Here is a 17,909-nt window from a genome sequence, read left to right as displayed (position 1 = left end):
CTACTGCTCTCCCAACAGGAATCGTCCGTGCGGCACGTCGTCCACGGGTCGTCCGCGCAGCCAGGTGGTCAGTACGGCGCCCTTGAGCACGCGGCCGTGGTACGGGGTGACCGGGTTCTTGTGGTGGAGGCGCGCGGCGTCCACGGGATTGTCAGCCGACGGGTCAAAAGCCACCAGATCGGCATCGTTACCCGGCTTTATCCCGCCTTTTCCGGATATTTCGGCCATCGCCGCCGGATTGGCAGACATCCAGCGGACCACGTCCTCCAGCCCGTACCCCCTCCGCGACGCCTCCGTCCAGACCGCGGGCAGCCCGAGCTGGAGCGAGGCGATGCCGCCCCAGGCGGCGGCGAAGTCGGGCACCTTGAGGTCGGCGGGCGAGGGCGAGTGGTCGGACACGACGCAGCTCAGCACGCCCCTGGCCAGCCCGTCCCACAGCAGGTCGCGGTTGGCCTCGGAACGGATGGGCGGGCAGCACTTGTACGCGGTCGCCCCCTCGGGCACCTGCTCGGCCGCCAGCGTCAGGTAGTGGGGGCACGTCTCCGCCGTGACCGCCACGCCCTCGGCCCGAGCCGACTCCAGCACCTCCAGGCAGGAGGCGCTGGAGACGTGCAGGATGTGCACCCGGGCGCCGGTCCGCGCCGCCAGCCGCACCACCCGCGCGACTGCGCTGCGCTCAGACTCCCCCGGCCGCGACTCCAGGAACTCCCGGTACGTCGGCCCGCCCGGCTCCCCGAGCAGCGCCGGGTCCTCGGCGTGCACCACCATCACGCCGCCGACCGCGGCCACCTCGGACAGCGCCTCCCGCAGCTCGGAGTCGCCGAGCGGCGGGAACTCCTCCACCCCCGACGGCGACATGAAGCACTTGAACCCGTAGACCCCGCGCTCGCGCAGGGGCGCGAGGTCCTTGACGTTGCCCGGCACGGCCCCGCCCCAGAAGCCCACGTCCACGTGGCACTGCCCCTCGGCGGCCCGCAGCTTGGCCTCGAAGGCCGCCACGTTCACGGTGGGCGGGAGGGAGTTGAGCGGCATGTCGAGGATCGTGGTGACGCCTCCGGCGGCGGCCGCCCTGGTCGCCGAGCCGAACCCCTCCCAGTGCGTCCGCCCGGGCTCGTTGACGTGCACGTGGGTGTCGACCAGGCCGGGGAGCAGGGCCAGGTCGCGCAGGTCGATGTCCTCGGCGGCGTCGAGCGGGGCGGCGTAGTCGTACAGGCCCGCGATCTTCCCGCCCCGCACGGCCACCGCCGCCGCCCGCTCCCCCTCGGGGGTGACGGTACGGCGGGATCGGATCACCAGATCGGTCATCTAGTCCCCTTCGAGATGGACGGCGGCCAGCCGCGCGGCCAGGCGCTCGAGCAGGGGCCCGGCCTCGGCCATGCAGCGCTCGGGGTCGGGTTCGAGATCGGTGAGGGCGTAGGCGGCCTCGATGCCTGCCGCCCGCAGCTCGTCGTCGGTGAGCGTACGGCGCCCGCAGACGGCCACCACGGGGACGCCCGCCTCGGCCGCGGCCCGCGCCACCCCGACGGGCGCCTTGCCGCGCAGGGACTGCTCGTCCAGCGACCCCTCGCCCGTGATCACCAGCCGCGCGTCCTTGACCAGCTCGCCGAACCCGAGCAGGTCGAGCAGGTAGCCGATGCCGGGCCGGATCTCGGCGTGCAGGAACGCCAGCGCGGCGAACCCCACCCCGCCGGCCGCCCCCGCCCCCGGCGCCCCCGCCACGCCCATCGCGCGCGGCGTGTCGTCGTGCTCGACCGCCCCCATCAGCCCATGAGTGGCGGTCGCGACGGCGGCCAGCCGGGTCAGACCGGCCTCCAGCGTCTTGACGTCGTCCGGGGTGGCGCCCTTCTGGGGCCCGTAGACGGCGGCGGCGCCGTGCGGGCCGAGGAGCGGGTTGTCCACGTCGCTGGCCACCACGAACTCCACGCCGGAGACGTCCACGAAGCCCGACAGGTCGATCCGGGCGAGCCCCTTCAGCGCGGCCCCGCCCCGGGGGAGGTCGTCGCCGTCGGCGTCCAGCAGGCGCGCGCCGAGCGCCTGCGCCATGCCCGCTCCCCCGTCGGTGCAGGCGCTCCCGCCCAGCCCCAGGACCACGCGCTTGGCGCCCCGGCGCACGGCGTCGGCGATCAGCTCGCCCGTGCCGTGGCTGGTGGCGGTCAGCGGCTCGTGCCCGCCGGGCAGGCGGCGCAGCCCCGACGCCTCGGCCAGCTCCACCACCGCCGTGGCGTCGGTGTCCTGCCAGGCGTACGAGGCGGAGATCCGCTCGCCGGTGGGCCCGGTGACCTCGATCGTGACCCGGCCGAACCCGCCGGCCACGGCCGCGTCCACGGTGCCGTCGCCCCCGTCGGCCACCGGCAGCTCCACCGTGGGCACGCCGAGCCCGGCCGAGACCCGGGCGGCCACCTCGGCCGCCGTCAGCGATCCCTTGAACTTGTCGGGGGCGACCAGAACCTGCTGAACCACTACGAACCCCTACAGGATGGTGAACAATGTCCTGACACGCCTTCCTGCCCGGTGCGAGCGGGCAGGAAGGCGTGACTCATCATCACATCCCCGCGCCGCGCGGACCGTACGGGGCCCGTTCCGGAAACCGGCCGGAAGATCAGGAGACCGTGCGGATGAACTCCTCCAGCGAGTAGCGGCCGTCCTGGTCGGAGTCGGCGGCCTGACTCATCGCGCCCAGCGCCTCCGCCGGGAGGCCCGGGAAGTGCCGCTTCAGCTCGGCCTCGCTGATGTAGCCGTCGCCGTCGGTGTCGATCGACGCGAAAGTGCTCTTGAGCTGCGCAAGCCGCTCTTCTGGGAGTTCCTCGGGCACGGGATGGCCTTCCTGCTCGTTCGGGACATTCCCACCCTAGTCTCCCGGTCAGTGGTGGAGCTCCTTGGCTGCGGTGAGGCCCCGTTCCCGCGCCAGCCGCATCAGCCGGCGGTGGGCCTCGGCGCCCGCGCGCCCGGCGGCGTCCTGGGGGACGGTCCTCAGCTCGCCGTCCTCGACCACGACCCGGCCGCCGACGAGCACCCGGGCCAGCGGCGGCGGGGGGCCGAAGACGAGCGCGCAGACCGGGTCGGCCACCGCCGAGGTGAACGGGCCGTCGATGCGCCACAGGGCGAGGTCGGCCAGCTTGCCGGGTTCGAGGGAGCCGAGCTCCTGCTCGCGGCCGAGGTTGCGGGCCCCGCCGAGCGTGGCGATCTCGAGGGCCTGGCGGGCCGTGAGCGCCTGGGGGCCGAACCTGGCGCGCTGGAACAGCAGGGCCTGGCGCAGCTCTCCCACCAGCGGCGTCAGCTCGGAGGAGGCGCTGCCGTCCACGCCGAGGCCCACGTTCGCGCCGCGGCGCAGCATCTCGGAGACGCGGGCGATGCCGGCGCCGAGCCGGCCGTTCGACGAGGGGCAGTGCGCGGAGCCCGTGCCGGTGGCGGCGAGCTTGCCGATGTCGTCGTCGCTCAGGTGTACGGAGTGCGCGAACCAGACGTCGGGCCCCAGCCAGCCCAGCTTCTCCATGTAGTCCACGGGGCGCAGCCCGAACTGGGCCAGGCAGTGCTCGTCCTCGTCCGAGGTCTCGGCGACGTGCGTGTGCAGGCGCACGCCCTTGGCCCTGGCCAGGTCGGCGGACTCGGTCATCAGCTCGGCGCTGGACGAGAACGGCGAGCACGGGGCGACCGCGATCCGCAGCATCGAGGAGAAGGACGGGTCGTGGTAGGTGTCCACGGCCTCCGACGTGGCGGCCAGGATCTCGTCCAGCTCCTCGACCACGACGTCCGGCGGCAGCCCGCCCTGCGACTCGCCTCGGTCCATCGAGCCGCGCGCGGGGTGGAAGCGGATGCCCACCTCGCGGGCGGCCTCGATCTCGGCCGCGAACAGGTCGCCCCTGCCCTTGGGGAAGATGTAGTGGTGGTCGCTGGAGGTGGTGCAGCCCGACAGCGCCAGCCAGCCGAGGCCCGCGGTGGCCGCCCCGTTGACCACTTCGGCGTCCATGGCGGCCCACACCTGATAGAGAGCGACCAGCCACTCGAACAGCGTCGCGTCCTGGGCCAGGCCCTGCGAGGCCCACTGGTACAGGTGGTGGTGGGTGTTGACCAGGCCGGGGGTGGCCAGGCAGCCGGTGCCGTCGATCCTGGCCGCGCCCGGCCCCGCGACCGACGCGGCGGGCGCGGGCCCGGGGCCGAGCTCCGCGATCCGGTCCCCCTCGATCCTGATATATCCGGATTGGATCTCGGGGCCGGCGACCGGCGCGATGTGGACGTTCTCGATGAGCAGGCTCACTCGGCGTTCGCCTTTCGCGATGCGGCCAGCCGTACCGCTTCGATGATCTTCTCGTAGCCCGTGCACCGGCACAGGTTCCCGGCCAGCGCCTCCCTGATCTCCGCGTCGGACGGCCGCTCCACCCGCGCGATCAGGTCGTGCGCCTGCACCACGAGCCCCGGCGTGCAGAACCCGCACTGCACGGCCCCGCACTCCACGAACGCCTCCTGGACCGGGTCGAGCCGGTCGCCCTCGGCGAGCCCTTCGACGGTGCGCACCTGGCGCCCCTCGGCCTGCCCGGCGGCGACCAGGCAGGAGCAGACCGGCACGCCGTCGAGATAGACCGTGCAGGACCCGCATTCGCCCTGCTCGCAGGCGTTCTTGGAGCCGGGGAGCCCGACGCGCTCGCGCAGCACGTACAGGAGGCTCTCGCCTTCCCAGACGTCGTCGGCGATCTCCTCGCGGCCGTTGACGGTGAAGGTGACGCGCATCAGGCGGCCCTCTTTCCCAGATGGTCGTTCCAGGCCCAGGCCAGCGTGCGGCGGGCCATCACGCCGATGGCGTGCACCCGGTAGGCGGCCTTGCCCCGTACGTCGTCGATCGGCGCCGCGGCCGCCGCGCACAGCTTGCCGAATCGCCTGGTCAGCGCCGGATCGAGCGGCGCCGTCCAGTCTAGTTCGCGGGCCAGCAACTCCTCCGCCTCCAGCGCCCGGCGCGGCGTGGGCGCCGCGGAGCCGATCCCGGTGCCCACCCGCCGCTCGTCCGGGTGCAGCGCGATCGCGAACGAGCACACCGCGATCACCATGGCGTTGCGCGTGCCGACCTTGGAGAAGTACTGGGGCCCGGTCGCGGGCCTGACGTGGACGGCCCTGATCAGCTCGTCCGGCTCCAGCGCGCTGCGCTTGACCCCCAGGTAGAACTCGTCGGCCGGGATCATCCTGACGCCGCGCTCGCGCGACTCCACCTCGACCACCGCGCCGGCCGCCAGCAGCGGGGGGTGGCTGTCGCCGGCGGGCGAGGCCGCGCCGAGGTTGCCGCCGACGGATCCGCGGTTGCGGATCTGCGGCGAGCCGACCGTGCGCGCGGCCTGGGCGAGCCCCGGCAGCGGCCCGCCCAGCTCCTCGATGACCCGCGCGTACGGCACCGCGGCCCCCACCCGGCACATATCGCCCACCATGGCCCACTCCCGCAGCTCGGCCACCTGGTTGAGGTCGAGCAGCGCCGCGGGCCTGCGCACGTCCATGTTGATCTCCACCATGACGTCGGTGCCGCCCTGGATGGGCACCGCGTCGGGCCGGTCCGCCTTGGCGGCCAGCGCCTCTTCCCACGTCGTGGGTCGCAAGAAGTCCATGTCCCCTACTCCCAGGCGAATCCGGCGCCGGGTGCGTCCTCCCGCAGCACGCTGCCCTCGATCAGGCCGTAAGGGCGGTCGGCGGCGAAGAAGACCTCGTTGTCGTTGTCCAGGCCGAACGGCGACAGGTCCACCGTGAAGTGGTGCTTGTTCGGCATCGCGAGCCGGATCTCGCAGAGCTCGGGACAGGTGCTCAGGGCTCGCTCGCCCATGGCGTAAAGGGTCTGCTGGAGCGACAGGCTGTGGGTGTCCGCGAACGCGTCCAGCAGGCACTGCCGCACCTGCTCGTACGACTTGCCGTACGCGGGCGTGTCCCCCGCGTGCCGCCAGCGCGCGGCGACGGCGGTGGCCAGGACGCGGTCGGTGGTGGGCGGCAGCGTGGTGTACTCGTCCACGATGTAGCCGTGGAACTCCGAGCCGGTCGTGTTCATCAGCACCAGGTCCTTGAGCCCGGACACCACGGTGGAGCGGCCGTCCCGGTCGCAGTGGACGACGCAGGTGCGCACCTCGCCGCCGTCGCGCACGAACGAGTGCGGCCCGCGGCGGGTCCACGCGTACTCGTCGATCTCGACCCTGGCGTGGTGGACCGTCGGCTGCGACTGCACGAAGTGCCCGGCCAGCAGGAGGGCGAACTCCTCGATCTGGCCGACGCCGTGCTTCTTCGCCAGCGCGTACGCGGTGTTCTTCTGCGTGTCGGTGGGCAGGACGGCGGCGTTGTCGCCGGTCAGGTGGACGGCCTCCATGTCGCCGGAGAGGGAGGTGCTGACGTTGAGGTCCTTGACGTGGTGGACGGGTCCGTCCCTGACCACGTGGACGAGCCTGGTCTCCGCCTTGCCGTAGCGGTTGGGTCCGAGCCTGATGGACATCTAGCTCCCTCGGTAGGTGGAGTAGGCGTACGGGCTGAGCAGCAGGGGCACGTGGTAGTGCCGTCCGGGGTCGGCGACGGTGAAGGTGACGACGACCTCGGGGTAGAACGTCTCCTCCAGGTAGGCCCCGGTGTCGAAGACGACCCGGTGGACGCCGGCTCCCGGGTGCCAGCCCTTGATGCGCCCGTCCTCGTCGGTGCGCCCCTCGGCCACCACGCGGCCCTCGTGCTCCAGCCGGACGTGGACACCCTGCGCGGGCAGCCCGGTGACCGCGTTCAGCACGTGCGTCGAGAAGCTCATGTCCCCTCCTTCATGAGCTTGCGCAGCCGCAGCGCGGTGATCGCGGCCAGCTCGCCCCGCACGGCCACCCGCTCGCTCTCCTCGTCGTTGCCCAGCCGCTCGCGCAGCCTGGCCAGCATCTGTGCCCCGGTGAGCCCGGTGGCGCAGACCAGGTAGACGTGCCCGAACCGGTCCTCGTACGCCTTGTTGCCCGCGGCGAGCGCCGCACGCACCTCGTCCTCGACTCCTGACTGCTCCTGGCGCGACCACGACGCCTCTTTGCCGTCACCCGCCGCCCGCTCCCCGATCCTCGGGTGCGCCCTGAGCGCCTCCAGCACGTCGTCCCACCCCAGGTCCCGGACGGCCGCCTCGGCGGTCGCGGCGAGCTCGTCGAGATCGTCGTACGGCCGCAGCGCCGCCACCTTCGCGGCGAAGGCGCGCGAGGAGCAGCAGGCCAGCAGCTCCTCCTCGGCGCCGGCCGGGGACCTGGCGTTGAAGTCGCTCAGCGTGTCGGGCATGTCAGAAGTACACACACCCGCTTCGTGCCCGGTCCATCCACGAGAACTCCGAACCGGACGCCCCCGCGGCCGGGACTTTTCGTGTCATCATCCAACCGGCGGGCCGACGCGCCCGGTCCGCGGCGGCCTCCGAGATGTCGGGGCGTGCACCTACACTGAGACCCATCATGACCCCAACATCCCTGATCGGCGGGCACGTGCTCGTCGCGGGCGGCCTGGCGACGGGCGGCCTCGCATACATGGCCGAGATCGGCGCCGAGATGATCCAGGTCTTCGTGACCAACCCGCGCGGCTGGGCCCTCGCCGAGGGCAAGCCCGACGAGGACGCCAAGCTGGCCGAGTCGGGCGTCGAGACGTTCGTCCACGTGCCCTATCTCGCCAACTTCGGCTCGCCCAGCCCGGAGACCCTGGCCAACTCCATCGCGCTGGTGCGCCACACGCTGCGGCGCGGCGCCGACGTCGGCGCCAAGGGGGTCGTGGTGCACACGGGCTCGGCGGTCACGCAGTCGCGCGACGACGCGCTGCGCCAGGTGCGGGAAAATCTGCTGCCGCTGCTGGAGGAGATCCCCGACGGCGGGCCCGACCTGCTGCTGGAGCCGATGGCGGGGCAGGGGGCCATGCTGTGCGCCACCGTCCAGGACATCGAGCCCTACCTGGCCGCGCTCGACTGGCATCCGCGCGCCGGCATCTGCCTCGACACCTGCCACGCCTTCGCCGCCGGCCACGACCTCGCGGCGCCGGGCGGGGTGAAGGAGACGTTCGACGCCCTGCACGAGATCGCCCCCGGGCGGCTCAAGCTGATCCACGCCAACGACTCCAAGGACGTGTGCGGCGCCAAGAAGGACCGGCACGAGAACATCGGGGCCGGCCACATCGGCGCGCAGCCGTTCGCCGAGCTCATGCGCCACCCGGCCGTGGCGGGGGTGCCGATCTGCATCGAGACGCCGGGCAAGGCGCCCAAGCACGCCGAGGACATCGCCCTGCTGAAGAAGCTCCGCGACTCCTGACCCGGCCGCCTCGTCGCGAAAGGGGCGCCTGCTCGCGCGATCCGGCCGCCCCCGAAGGGCCGAATCGCGGGGCCGGCTGAGGGCCTCAGCAGGCGCCCCTTCACGTGACCGGCGTGGCGGGCCCCACCCCCGGATGGGGGCCCGGCAGCCGTGGTGACCTGCGCGGTCACCGGTGAAGCCGGCGCATCAGGCCTGTCGTGAGCCCCCCGGCTCGTCCCCCCCGATGCGCCGGAGTGGCTTTCGTTGCCGAAACACTACGGTCGCGATCTTGCGGGCGATACCCTGTTTTCGGACAGCTCGTTGAACGGTCCGTAGTCATCGACATACGGAGAGTGCTGTTACGATGAGCGGTCGCCGTGCTGCGACGAGCGGTAGTCCCGTGGGCCCGCGAGGTGCTCGGGCACGTGCATCCGGGCCATCATCCGCCCCACCCCGCGCGGCATCCGACCCGGTGTGACCAGGGAAATCATTACCATCGCGGCAAACGCGACCGGCACCGCCACCGGCGCGGGGTTGGACGTGAGCACGCCCATCTTCACGCCCGCCTGCTCCTCGATCACCAGCACCGCCGTCACGCCCCCGCCGAGCGCGAACCCGGCCGCCACCCCCGCGTCCGTCAACCGCCGCCACCAGATCCCGAGCACCAGCAGCGGGCAGAGCGTGGCCGCCGAGAGGCTGAAGCCGAGCAGGACGAGCGCCACCGAGGCCTGCGGTCCGGTGACCGCCGTCAGGGCGAGCGCGGCCAGCAGGACCAGGCAGACGGCCGTGCGGAAGGCGCGGACCCCGGCGCGGGCCAGGCACGCCGACACCGCTCCCCCGACCGCCACCAGCACGCCCGCCGTGGTGGCCAGGAAGGCGGCGAACGCCCCGGCGGCCAGCGCCCCGGTGAGCGCGTCGCCCACAGGCCCTGGAAGCAGCCTGGCGGGCAGCAGCAGCACGATCTCGTCCGCCGGGCCCTCGTGCACGTGGCCGTGCCCCAGAAGCCCGTACAGCGGCGGCACGACGCAGAACACCGCCAGCATGGCCTGCGTCGCCACGATCGACCGCCTGGCCTCGCGCCCGTCGCTGTTGGTGTAGACCCGGACGATCACGTGCGGCAGCCCCATCGTGCCCAGCGCGCAGGCCACCACCACGGTCAGCACGCCGGGCAGCGACGGGTCGCCCACCCCCGCCAGCCCCGGCTCGGCGGCCCGGTACGCCCCCTCGAACCAGGTGACTGACCGCGCGCCCGCCGCCCACCAGCACACCGCTCCCACCCCGGCGAACACGATCAGCTTCAGCCAGAACTGCGCGGCCAGCACGCTCGTCACGCTCCCCAGCCCGCCCGCGCAGGCCACGACCAGCGCCGCCGAGGCGATGGCCGCCCACCCGAGCCACGGCGGGAGCCCGGTCAGCAGCCGCACCACCGTCCCGGCCGCGTGGAGCTGCGCGACCATGAACGCCAGCCCGATCGCCAGGACGAGGAACGTGGCGAAGCGCCGCAGCCTGGCCGATCTCAACCGCCACTCGGCGAAGTCGGGCAGCGTGTACGTCCCCGAGCGCCGCAAGGGGGCGACGACCAGGGCGAGGATGACGACGAACCCGGCCGTGGCCCCCAGCGGGTACCACAGCATCGGCCCGCCCCGGGTGGCGATGAGCCCGGCCAGGCCCAGGCAGGCCGCGGCCGAGGTGACCTCGGAGGCGATGGCGGCGCCGTTCCACCAGGGCGGAACGGCCCTGGCCGCCACGTGGAAGTCGGAGACGCCACTGGAGCGGCGTGGTCGCGCGGAGCCCACCATGACGCCCAGCACCAGCACGAAGGCGATCCCGGTCAGCACCGCGACGGTCATCTCTCCGCCCGCCCCAGCCCGCTCATCTCCCCAGCCGCTCCGCCCGCCCCAGCCGCAGCCCGCTCACCTTTCCAGCCGCTCCGCGCGCCTGAGCTGCAGCACGGCCAGCACGACCCAGGCTCCCTGCACGGCCAGCGAGAGCGCGAACCAGGCCCAGGGAGCGGGCACCCACACGGCGATCACCGGGACGCCCGCCAGCAGCGCGGCCACGGCGCCCACGGTCAGCAGCGCCTGCCGTAACTGCCGCCCCACGATCGCCGGCACGTCGGGCCCGCCGTCGCCGGGGTCGAACCGGTCACGGGAGCGCCCGAGGGCGACCGGCCTGCGGGACACGATCACCCGCCGCTCCGCCGTCACGAGATCACGCCCCTGTGGTGGCGTACGAGCTGGTCGCGCACCTGGCGGCTGTGCCGCCTGCTGACCTGCAGCGTCTCGGTGCCGACGGTGAGCGTCACCCGCCCGCCCTCGAAGCGCAGCTCGCTGACGTGCCGCCCGGAGACGAGCGTGCTGCGGTGGATGCGGATGAACCCGGCATCCGACCAGCGCCGCTCCAGCGCGGCCAGCGACATGCGCACGAGGTAGCTGCCGTCGACGGTGTGCAGCCGCACGTAGTCGCCCTTGGCCTCGGCGAACCAGACGGCCTGCTGCGGCACGAACCGGGTGCGCCCGCCCAGCTCGACCGGGATCACCTCGTCCTGGCCGGGCTCGGGCACGGGCAGGGAGGTGGCCTCCAGCCGGCGCACGGCCTCGGCCAGGCGCTCGGCCCTGACCGGCTTGAGCAGGTAATCGACGGCCTCCAGCTCGAACGCCTGCACCGCGCACTCCTCGTGCGCCGTCACGAACACCAGCCGGGGCGGGCTGGGGAACCCGCCGACCAGCCTGGCCAGGTCGAGCCCGTCGAGCCCGGGCATCCGGATGTCGAGGAAGACCCCGTCGAGCCGCTCGCCCCCGCCGATCATCTGCACCATGTCCTGCAGCGCCGTGACGCCGTCGGCGGCGGTCGCGACGTGTTCGATCCGTTCGTCCTGGCGCAGCAGATAGGCGAGCTCCTCCAGAGCGGGCACCTCGTCGTCGACGGCCAGGACTCTCAGCATGTCCTCCACGCTGCCGTATGAAAGCAAAGGTCACAAGCGACACGCCAGCATAGCGTAATGAAATGACTACAATGAGCTAAGCTGACTCTTGGGCACCCGCAGCCTCACCTTGGTGCCCGCGCCCAGCGCCGTCTCCACGACGAGCCCGTAGCCGTCGCCGTAGATCTGGCGCATCCGCAGGTCCACGTTGGCCAGCCCGATGCCGCTGCCCTCGCGGGCCGGGTCCTCGTCGAGCATCCGCCGCGCGCACTCCGGGTCCATGCCCGCGCCGTCGTCCTCGACCGTGATGTGCGCCTCCGGGCCCGCGTCGCGCACCACGACCCGCACCTCGCCGGTGCCGCCGCGGCCGCGCATGCCGTGCTTGATGGCGTTCTCGACGAGCGGCTGCAGGCACAGGAACGGCACGGGCACGGGCAGCACCTCGGGCGCCACCTGCATGCTGAAGCGCAGCTTGTCGCCGAAGCGGGCGCGTTCGAGCAGCAGGTAGCGATCGACGCAGGTCAGCTCGTCGGCCAGGGTCGTGAAGTCGTGCGCCCGGCGCAGCGCGTACCGGGAGAAGTCGGCGAAGTCGAGCAGGAGCTCGCGGGCGCGCTTGGGGTTCGTACGGACGAACGAGGCGATCGTCGTGAGCGCGTTGTAGACGAAGTGCGGCGAGATCTGCGCCCGCAGCGCGCGCATCTCCGCCTCCAGCGCCCGCCGCCGCGAGGCGTCCAGGTCGGCGAGCTCGAGCTGTCCCGACACCCAGCGGGCGACCTCCGTGACGGTGCGCACGAGGGCGGCGCTCACCTCGTCGTCGAAGGCCGCCAGCGTGCCCACGACCGTGCCGTCCACGGTCAGCGGCACCACGACCGCGCCGTGCGGCTCGCCCGCGAACACCTGGGACCGCCCCGCGGCCAGGGCCGCCCGGGCGTAGGTGAGCACGTCGTCGGTGCACGGCCCCTCCCAGGCCAGCGCGGCCTCGGTGGAGGTGATCGCGACGGCCTGCGTGCCGAGCAGCGTGCGCAGATGCCGTACGGCCTTGCGGGCCGAGTCGCGGTTGAGCCCGGTCCGCAGGGCGGGGGCGGCCATCGCGGCGATGTGCAGCGTGGTGAACGTCGCCTCGTCCGATCTACGGCACTCCGGCAGCGCCAGAAGGCGCCACCGGGCACGGGCGAGCCCGTAGCCGGCGACGAAGGCCAGGGAGGCCAAGGAGGAGGACAGCGCCACGCACGCGGTGGTCAGCACGGGGAAAACCGTAGCCAAAACAGAGCGTGTCCGGGGGAAAACCCGGAGTGAAGTCTAGGGGGGTCCCTCGCCGGGTTCTTCCTGGTAGGAGTAGCGCTGCTCGCGCCAGGGGTCGGCGACGTTGTGGTAGCCGCGCTCCTCCCAGAAACCCCGCCGATCTTCGACGAGGTATTCGATGCCGCGCACCCATTTGACGCTCTTCCACGCGTACAGGTGGGGCACGACGATCCGCAGCGGGAAGCCGCGGTCGGGGCTGAGCGGCTTCTCGTCGAGCTCCATGGCGAACAGCGTGTCCTGGGCCGCGAAGTCGGACATGCGCAGGTTGGCGCTGTAGCCGTACTCGGCCCAGATCATCACGTGGCGCACGCCGGGACCCGGCGGGGCCGCCGCCATGATCGTGGCGGGGGTGACGCCGGACCACTCGTTGGCCATGAGCGAGAACTTGGTCACGCAGTGGAAGTCCGCGATGCGGGTGGCGCGCGGCAGCCGTTCGAACTCGTTCCAGGAGAAATGGTGCTCCGCCCCGGACGCGGTGGCGCCGAAGACGCGGAAGTCCCAGCTCTCCGGTTTGAACCGGGGCACCCTGCCGTAGTGGATCACGGGTCGGCCGCGCGGCACGTACTGGCCTGGAGGCAGGCGCGACTCCTCCACGATCACTCCCCTCACCTGACTCGTGGTCTGGGGCCATCCTGCCATCGGATGGATGGTGCTTCGCGGGCGGGTTCGGTGCGCTATCCTTACGAGCTATGCGCACCGCGTGGCTGTTTTGGTATGGCGACGGACCCGAGTCCGTTCGCCATCTGACGCTGCGCTAGCAGACAGGCGAACGAAGGCCCCGGGTCCACCAGGACCCGGGGCCTTTTGTCGTTTCGGGCAAAGTTTCGGACAGAGGAGAAGTACAGATGGTGATCGTGATGGGCCCCGAGGCCACCGCGGATGATCTTTCGGCGATCGTGTCGGTCGTCCAGGCGGCCGGGGTCGAGGCTTTCGTCAGCAAGGGCGTGAAACGGACGATCGTCGGCCTGGTGGGCGACGTGACCCAGCTCGACCCGGCCACGTTGCGCGGCATGGGCGGGGTGCGCGACGTCATGCGCGTGTCCACCCCGTACAAGCTGGTCAGCAGGGAGAACCACCCGGAACGCTCCACGGTCCACGTGGGCGGCGTGCCGATCGGCCCCGACACCGTGACATTGATCGCGGGGCCGTGCGCGGTGGAGACCCACCAGCAGACGCTGGACGCGGCCAGGATGGCGCAGGCGGCCGGGGCGGTGCTGCTGCGCGGCGGGGCCTTCAAGCCGCGTACGTCGCCGTACGCCTTCCAGGGGCTGGGCGAGCAGGGCCTGCGCATCCTGGCCGACGTGCGCGAGGAGACCGGGCTGCCGATCGTGACCGAGGTCGTGAACGCCCAGGACGTCGAACTGGTGGCCTCGTACGCCGACATGCTGCAGGTCGGCACCCGCAACATGCAGAACTTCGCGCTGCTGCAGGCGGTCGGCGCGGCGGGCAGGCCGGTGATGCTCAAGCGTGGCATGACCGCCACGATCGAGGAGTGGCTCATGGCCGCCGAGTACATCGCCCAGCGCGGCAACCTCGACATCGTCCTGTGCGAGCGGGGCGTCAGGACCTTCGAGACGGCGACCCGCAACACGCTCGACGTCTCGGCCGTGCCGGTGGCGCAGCGCCTGTCGCACCTGCCGGTGATCATCGACCCGTCCCACTCGGGCGGGCGGCGCGACCTGGTGCTGCCGCTGACCCGCGCGGCCATCGCGGTGGGCGCGGACGGCGTGATCATCGACGTGCACCCGCAGCCCGAGCAGGCGCTCTGCGACGGCCCGCAGGCCCTGATCGACTCAGACCTGGGCGAGCTGGCCCAGGTGATGAACGACTTCCCGGCGCTGCTCGGCAAGTCCGCCGCGGCCGCGGTCGCTGTCTGACCTGCTGATCCGATGCCGTATCCCTGCCACGAGCGATCCCGCGCGTACGTACGGCCGGCCGCCGCCACGAGCCGAGCGGCCGGCCGTACTCAGAAGTAACTTAAGTACGTGACCCCATGCGGCGGGGCGCGGCGCGGCGCGACGATGGCCGCATGACGAAGCCCATCCAACCCACGCAGACCACCGCGTTCTACGTCCAGGCGATCCTGTCGTTCGCCGTCTCGCTGTCCTCCGTGGTGATCGCCCTGGTCTACCTGCCCGTCGAGGGATGGGTCAGGGCGTTCCTCGGGCTCGGCCTGCTGTACGTCGTCACCTCGACGGTCACGCTGTGCAAGGTCGTACGGGACCGGCAGGAGCAGTCGGAGGTCACCAAGCGCGTCGACCAGGCGCGGCTGGACAAGCTGCTGACCGAGCACGACCCGTTCAAGGTCAGCACCTGACCCCCGTCCCCGGCGGCGGGGGCGCTAGTCGAGCGTGTATTCCTGGATCGAGTCGGCGAGCTGCACGCACAGCTCCTCGGCGTCGAGCCGCTTCTCGATCTGCTTCAGGTCCTCGATCTTGGCCCGGGTCTCGGCCCGCTTGGGCGCCAGCAGCGTGCAGCAGTCCTCGTCGGGCAGCTCGGAGATCTCCAGCGTGCCGATGCGCCGCGCCTCGGCCATGATCTCGGTCTTGTCCCAGCCCACCAGCGGCCGCAGGATCGGCAGGTCGACCGCGTTGTCCTGGGCGGTGATGTTGGCCAGCGTCTGGGAGGAGACCTGGCCGAGCGCGTCGCCGGTGACCAGCGCGGCGGCGTGGATGCGGTGGGCGACCTCCTCGGCCGTCTTGAGCATGAGCCGCCGCTGCGCGATCACGGCCAGGCGGTCCTGGCCGGAGGTGCGGATCGACTGCTGCGCCTTGCCGAACGGCACCACCCACAGCCGCGACCTGCCCTGGAACCGGTCGAGCTTCTTGACCAGCGCGTACGCCTTGTAGATCGACTCGGAGGTGGTGAACGGGATGCCGGAGAAGTGCAGGAAGTCGACGTGCAGGCCGCGCCGCATCATCCGGTACGCCGCCACCGGCGAGTCGATGCCGCCCGACATGAGCACCAGGGCCCGGCCGCTGCTGCCGACCGGCAGGCCGCCCTGGCCGGGGATGCCGCCGGTGAAGACGAACACCTCGTCCCTGTCGACCTCGATGGACACCGTCAGCTCGGGGTTCTTCAGGTCGACCGGCAGGCCGTACTCGTCGTTGATCGCGCCGCCCACGAGGCGGTCGAGCTCGTTGGAGCGCAGCGGGAAGCGCTTGTCGCGGCGGCGGGAGCGGACGGCGAAGCGGGCGCCCCGCTTGGCCTCCTCGCTCTCGCCGACCAGCTCGAGACCGGCCTTCAGCACGGCGTCGGGGTCTTTGGCGACCCGCCAGGCCCGGTGGATCCAGACCAGCCCGGGAACGTCGGCGACCCGCTGGGCCACGGCCTCCGCCTGCTCGGCGGTGGCGCCCTGGGGCAGGAAGATCGCGATCACGCCATGCCGCTTGCGCACGTCGAGCTTGAGGTCGAGCGACCGGAGCGCGTCACGGATGTTGCTGATCAGGCGGCGTTCGAACAGCTCGCGGTTCTTGCCTTTCAGGACGATCTCGCCCAGCTTGAGCAGAACGCACGGCTCGCCCAGGGCGGACATCGTCATGGTGGAACCTCCGGGAAGACGGGGAAGGGCACGCGTCGAAGGCAACGCCGCGCGCCATCGAGTTTAGTCCGCGTCCAGCCCGTGCTCGATCGCATATCGCACCAGCTCCACCCGGCTGTGGAGCTGGAGCTTGCGCAGGGCGTTCTGGACGTGGTTCTGCACCGTGCGGTGGGAGAGCACGAGCCGCTCGGCGATCTGCCGGTAGGACAGGCCCTTGGCGACCAGCCTGAGCACCTCGGTCTCGCGTTCGGTCAGCCGCGGCCCCTCGGCGGGCGCGGGCTGCGCGGCCAGCCTCCGGTATTCGCCGAGCACGAGCCCGGCCAGGCCCGGGGTGAACACGGCGTCGCCGTCGGCGGTGCGGCGTACCGCGTCCAAGAACTCCTCCCGGCTGGCCGATTTCACCAGATATCCGGATGCGCCTGCCTTGACCGCTTCCAGCACGTCGTCCTGCTCGGCGCTGGCCGACAACACCAGCACCCTGGGCGGCGGCTCCACCGCGGCCAGCCTGGCGGCCACCTCCGCGCCCGACATATCCGGTAACCGCAGATCGAGCACCACGACGTCCGGCCGGACCGCCCCGGCCGCCCGCACCGCCTGCCGCCCCTCCCCCACGGTGGCGACGACCTCGTATCCGGCCTCGGCGAGATCCCTGGCGACGCCGTCACGCCACATCGGATGGTCGTCCACCACCATCACCCGCACCATGCCGCAACTCTAACCGTGCGTTCCGGTCCCGCCCCGCGACAGCGACGCCCCCGAGGAAGGCACGGTGATCTCGACCTCAGTGCCCTCCCCCATGCGACTGGCGAAGGCGACCGTGCCGCCGAGGTCGGCGATCCGGCCGCGGATGGACTGGGCGACGCCCAGGCGGCCGGCCGCGGCGGCCTCGGCCAGGCGGCCCTCGGCGATGCCGGGGCCCTCGTCCCGTACCGTCACCGTGATCGCGCCGTCCGACGACTCGGCGAAGATCCAGGCGCGGGCGCCGGGCCCGCAGTGGTCCCGTACGTTGTCCAGCGCCGCGCGGACGGCGGCGGCCGTCTCGGCGGCCGCCGGCGCGGGCAGGATCATCGGCGTGGCGGGCGTCGAGACCGTCACCTGGGGCGAGGCGTGCGACAGGAGGAGGGCACGCAGGTCGGCGGACCCCACGGGAACGGGGGCGGAGGCCGGGGCGACGAGCTGGCGCAGCACGGCCTCCTGCTCGCCGGCCAGCCGCCCCAGCTCCGCCGCCTCGCCGCCGATCTGCCGGCCGCGCCGCTGGACCAGGGCCAAAACTTGGAGCACCGAGTCGTGGATGTCGCGGGCCAGCCGGTCGCGCTCGCGCTGGGCGGCCTCCATCTCGATGGCCCGCTGCATGCGCTCCTCGGCCTGCCTGGCCAGCCGGGCCACGTGGCCGACCACGACGCCCGCCAGGAAGAGCAGGACCGCGCCGTTGATCAGGATGGGCGCCTGGCCGGTGCGGACGCGCAGCCACAGGTCGCCCGCCGCGACGACGGCCGCCGCGACCGCGCCCAGCCGTCTTCCCCCGTGCACGGCCCAGGCCAGCACCGGACCGGCGATCCACGTCGCGGGCACGGGCATGGTGCCCTCCGCGCCCTGACCGGCGCCCTCGACATACGGAGAGGCGAGCAGGCAGGCCATGGCGACCAGCAGGTCGATCGCCAGCAGCGGCCAGCGCCGCGCCGACTCGGCCGAGTAGGCGAACGTCGCCCCCGCCGTCCACAGCGCCATCACCCCGATCACCAGCCAGCCGAGCACGGGCTGCTCGTAGCCCCGGTGCTGGGCCATCAGCACGGCCGCGTACACCAGCGACGCCACCCGGAAGACCGCGATGGCTCGCCAGAACGGGCCTTCGATAGCCATGAGCCCTTCTCATGTTCCGACAGAGAGGTTGACAGATAGTGGTGATATC

Annotated in this window: 20 protein-coding genes; 3 read left to right on the top strand and 17 right to left on the bottom strand. The window is 72.4% G+C overall.

Annotation, left to right across the window (positions count from 1 at the left end; all coding sequences use genetic code 11):
- From allB to uraD, 9 genes are all read right to left on the bottom strand, one after another.
- Positions 1–1,305, bottom strand: a complete 1,305-nt coding sequence (gene allB, locus ACIBI9_RS02440) for an allantoinase AllB (protein ID WP_397220141.1) — start codon at positions 1,303–1,305, stop codon at positions 1–3.
- Positions 1,306–2,460 (bottom strand): glycerate kinase, encoded by a 1,155-nt coding sequence (locus ACIBI9_RS02435; protein ID WP_397220140.1) that lies wholly within the window; start codon positions 2,458–2,460, stop codon positions 1,306–1,308. It lies immediately after the preceding gene.
- Between the two features lie 139 nt (positions 2,461–2,599).
- Complete coding sequence (locus ACIBI9_RS02430; RefSeq protein WP_394494155.1) at positions 2,600–2,812, bottom strand: EF-hand domain-containing protein; 213 nt, start codon at positions 2,810–2,812, stop codon at positions 2,600–2,602.
- A gap of 48 nt (positions 2,813–2,860) precedes the next feature.
- Positions 2,861–4,255, bottom strand: a complete 1,395-nt coding sequence (locus tag ACIBI9_RS02425) for an 8-oxoguanine deaminase (protein ID WP_397220139.1) — start codon at positions 4,253–4,255, stop codon at positions 2,861–2,863.
- On the bottom strand, positions 4,252–4,725 hold the full coding sequence (locus ACIBI9_RS02420; RefSeq protein ID WP_397220138.1) for a (2Fe-2S)-binding protein: 474 nt from the start codon (positions 4,723–4,725) through the stop codon (positions 4,252–4,254). The genes ACIBI9_RS02425 and ACIBI9_RS02420 overlap by 4 nt, the downstream gene beginning before the upstream one ends.
- A complete protein-coding gene (locus tag ACIBI9_RS02415) occupies positions 4,725–5,585 on the bottom strand; it encodes an FAD binding domain-containing protein (protein ID WP_397220137.1) in 861 nt (286 codons plus the stop codon). Before ACIBI9_RS02415 ends, ACIBI9_RS02420 begins: the two co-directional genes overlap by 1 nt.
- Positions 5,586–5,590: 5 nt before the next feature.
- On the bottom strand, positions 5,591–6,451 hold the full coding sequence (gene pucL / locus ACIBI9_RS02410; protein ID WP_397220136.1) for a factor-independent urate hydroxylase: 861 nt from the start codon (positions 6,449–6,451) through the stop codon (positions 5,591–5,593).
- Complete coding sequence (uraH, locus tag ACIBI9_RS02405) at positions 6,452–6,751, bottom strand: hydroxyisourate hydrolase (protein ID WP_397220134.1); 300 nt, start codon at positions 6,749–6,751, stop codon at positions 6,452–6,454.
- On the bottom strand, positions 6,748–7,248 hold the full coding sequence (gene uraD, locus ACIBI9_RS02400; RefSeq protein WP_397220133.1) for a 2-oxo-4-hydroxy-4-carboxy-5-ureidoimidazoline decarboxylase: 501 nt from the start codon (positions 7,246–7,248) through the stop codon (positions 6,748–6,750). Before uraD ends, uraH begins: the two co-directional genes overlap by 4 nt.
- A gap of 167 nt (positions 7,249–7,415) precedes the next feature.
- Here uraD and ACIBI9_RS02395 point away from each other — a divergent pair, with 167 nt between their 5' ends.
- Positions 7,416–8,255, top strand: coding sequence for a deoxyribonuclease IV (locus tag ACIBI9_RS02395; protein WP_397220132.1), 840 nt, complete (start codon positions 7,416–7,418; stop codon positions 8,253–8,255).
- Between the two features lie 338 nt (positions 8,256–8,593).
- Here the strand turns inward: ACIBI9_RS02395 and ACIBI9_RS02390 are convergent, their stop codons facing one another.
- The 5 genes from ACIBI9_RS02390 to ACIBI9_RS02370 form a co-directional block, all read right to left on the bottom strand.
- The gene (locus tag ACIBI9_RS02390; RefSeq protein WP_397220131.1) at positions 8,594–10,084 is read right to left on the bottom strand and encodes a cation acetate symporter; all 1,491 of its coding nucleotides are present in this window, start codon (positions 10,082–10,084) and stop codon (positions 8,594–8,596) included.
- Between the two features lie 63 nt (positions 10,085–10,147).
- Positions 10,148–10,441, bottom strand: a complete 294-nt coding sequence (locus ACIBI9_RS02385) for a hypothetical protein (protein ID WP_397220130.1) — start codon at positions 10,439–10,441, stop codon at positions 10,148–10,150.
- The gene (locus ACIBI9_RS02380) at positions 10,438–11,178 is read right to left on the bottom strand and encodes a LytR/AlgR family response regulator transcription factor (RefSeq protein WP_397220129.1); all 741 of its coding nucleotides are present in this window, start codon (positions 11,176–11,178) and stop codon (positions 10,438–10,440) included. The genes ACIBI9_RS02385 and ACIBI9_RS02380 overlap by 4 nt, the downstream gene beginning before the upstream one ends.
- A 66-nt stretch (positions 11,179–11,244) precedes the next feature.
- Entirely contained in the window at positions 11,245–12,402 is a 1,158-nt protein-coding gene (locus ACIBI9_RS02375) for a sensor histidine kinase (protein WP_397220127.1), read from the bottom strand.
- 54 nt (positions 12,403–12,456) lie between these two features.
- Entirely contained in the window at positions 12,457–13,098 is a 642-nt protein-coding gene (locus ACIBI9_RS02370; protein ID WP_397220126.1) for a molybdopterin-dependent oxidoreductase, read from the bottom strand.
- A 206-nt stretch (positions 13,099–13,304) separates the two neighbouring features.
- On the opposite strand from ACIBI9_RS02370, the gene aroF reads away from it, so the two are divergent.
- Positions 13,305–14,336, top strand: coding sequence for a 3-deoxy-7-phosphoheptulonate synthase (gene aroF / locus ACIBI9_RS02365; protein ID WP_397220125.1), 1,032 nt, complete (start codon positions 13,305–13,307; stop codon positions 14,334–14,336).
- Between the two features lie 152 nt (positions 14,337–14,488).
- Positions 14,489–14,776, top strand: coding sequence for a YiaA/YiaB family inner membrane protein (locus tag ACIBI9_RS02360; RefSeq protein ID WP_397220124.1), 288 nt, complete (start codon positions 14,489–14,491; stop codon positions 14,774–14,776).
- 24 nt (positions 14,777–14,800) lie between these two features.
- Here the strand turns inward: ACIBI9_RS02360 and thiI are convergent, their stop codons facing one another.
- The 3 genes from thiI to macS all read right to left on the bottom strand — a co-directional run bounded on the left by thiI (position 14,801) and on the right by macS (position 17,860).
- Positions 14,801–16,000: a tRNA uracil 4-sulfurtransferase ThiI gene (gene thiI / locus ACIBI9_RS02355; RefSeq protein WP_397220123.1), complete on the bottom strand. Its 1,200-nt coding sequence runs from the start codon at positions 15,998–16,000 to the stop codon at positions 14,801–14,803.
- A 63-nt stretch (positions 16,001–16,063) separates the two neighbouring features.
- Positions 16,064–16,705, bottom strand: coding sequence for a response regulator transcription factor (locus tag ACIBI9_RS02350; protein WP_364832379.1), 642 nt, complete (start codon positions 16,703–16,705; stop codon positions 16,064–16,066).
- A gap of 9 nt (positions 16,706–16,714) precedes the next feature.
- The gene (gene macS / locus ACIBI9_RS02345) at positions 16,715–17,860 is read right to left on the bottom strand and encodes a MacS family sensor histidine kinase (protein WP_397220121.1); all 1,146 of its coding nucleotides are present in this window, start codon (positions 17,858–17,860) and stop codon (positions 16,715–16,717) included.
- Positions 17,861–17,909: the final 49 nt, after the last annotated feature.

This window comes from Nonomuraea sp. NPDC050451, assembly GCF_044458585.1.
The sequence above is the reverse complement of the archived record's forward strand: the minus strand, read 5'-3'. Positions and strand labels throughout refer to the sequence as shown.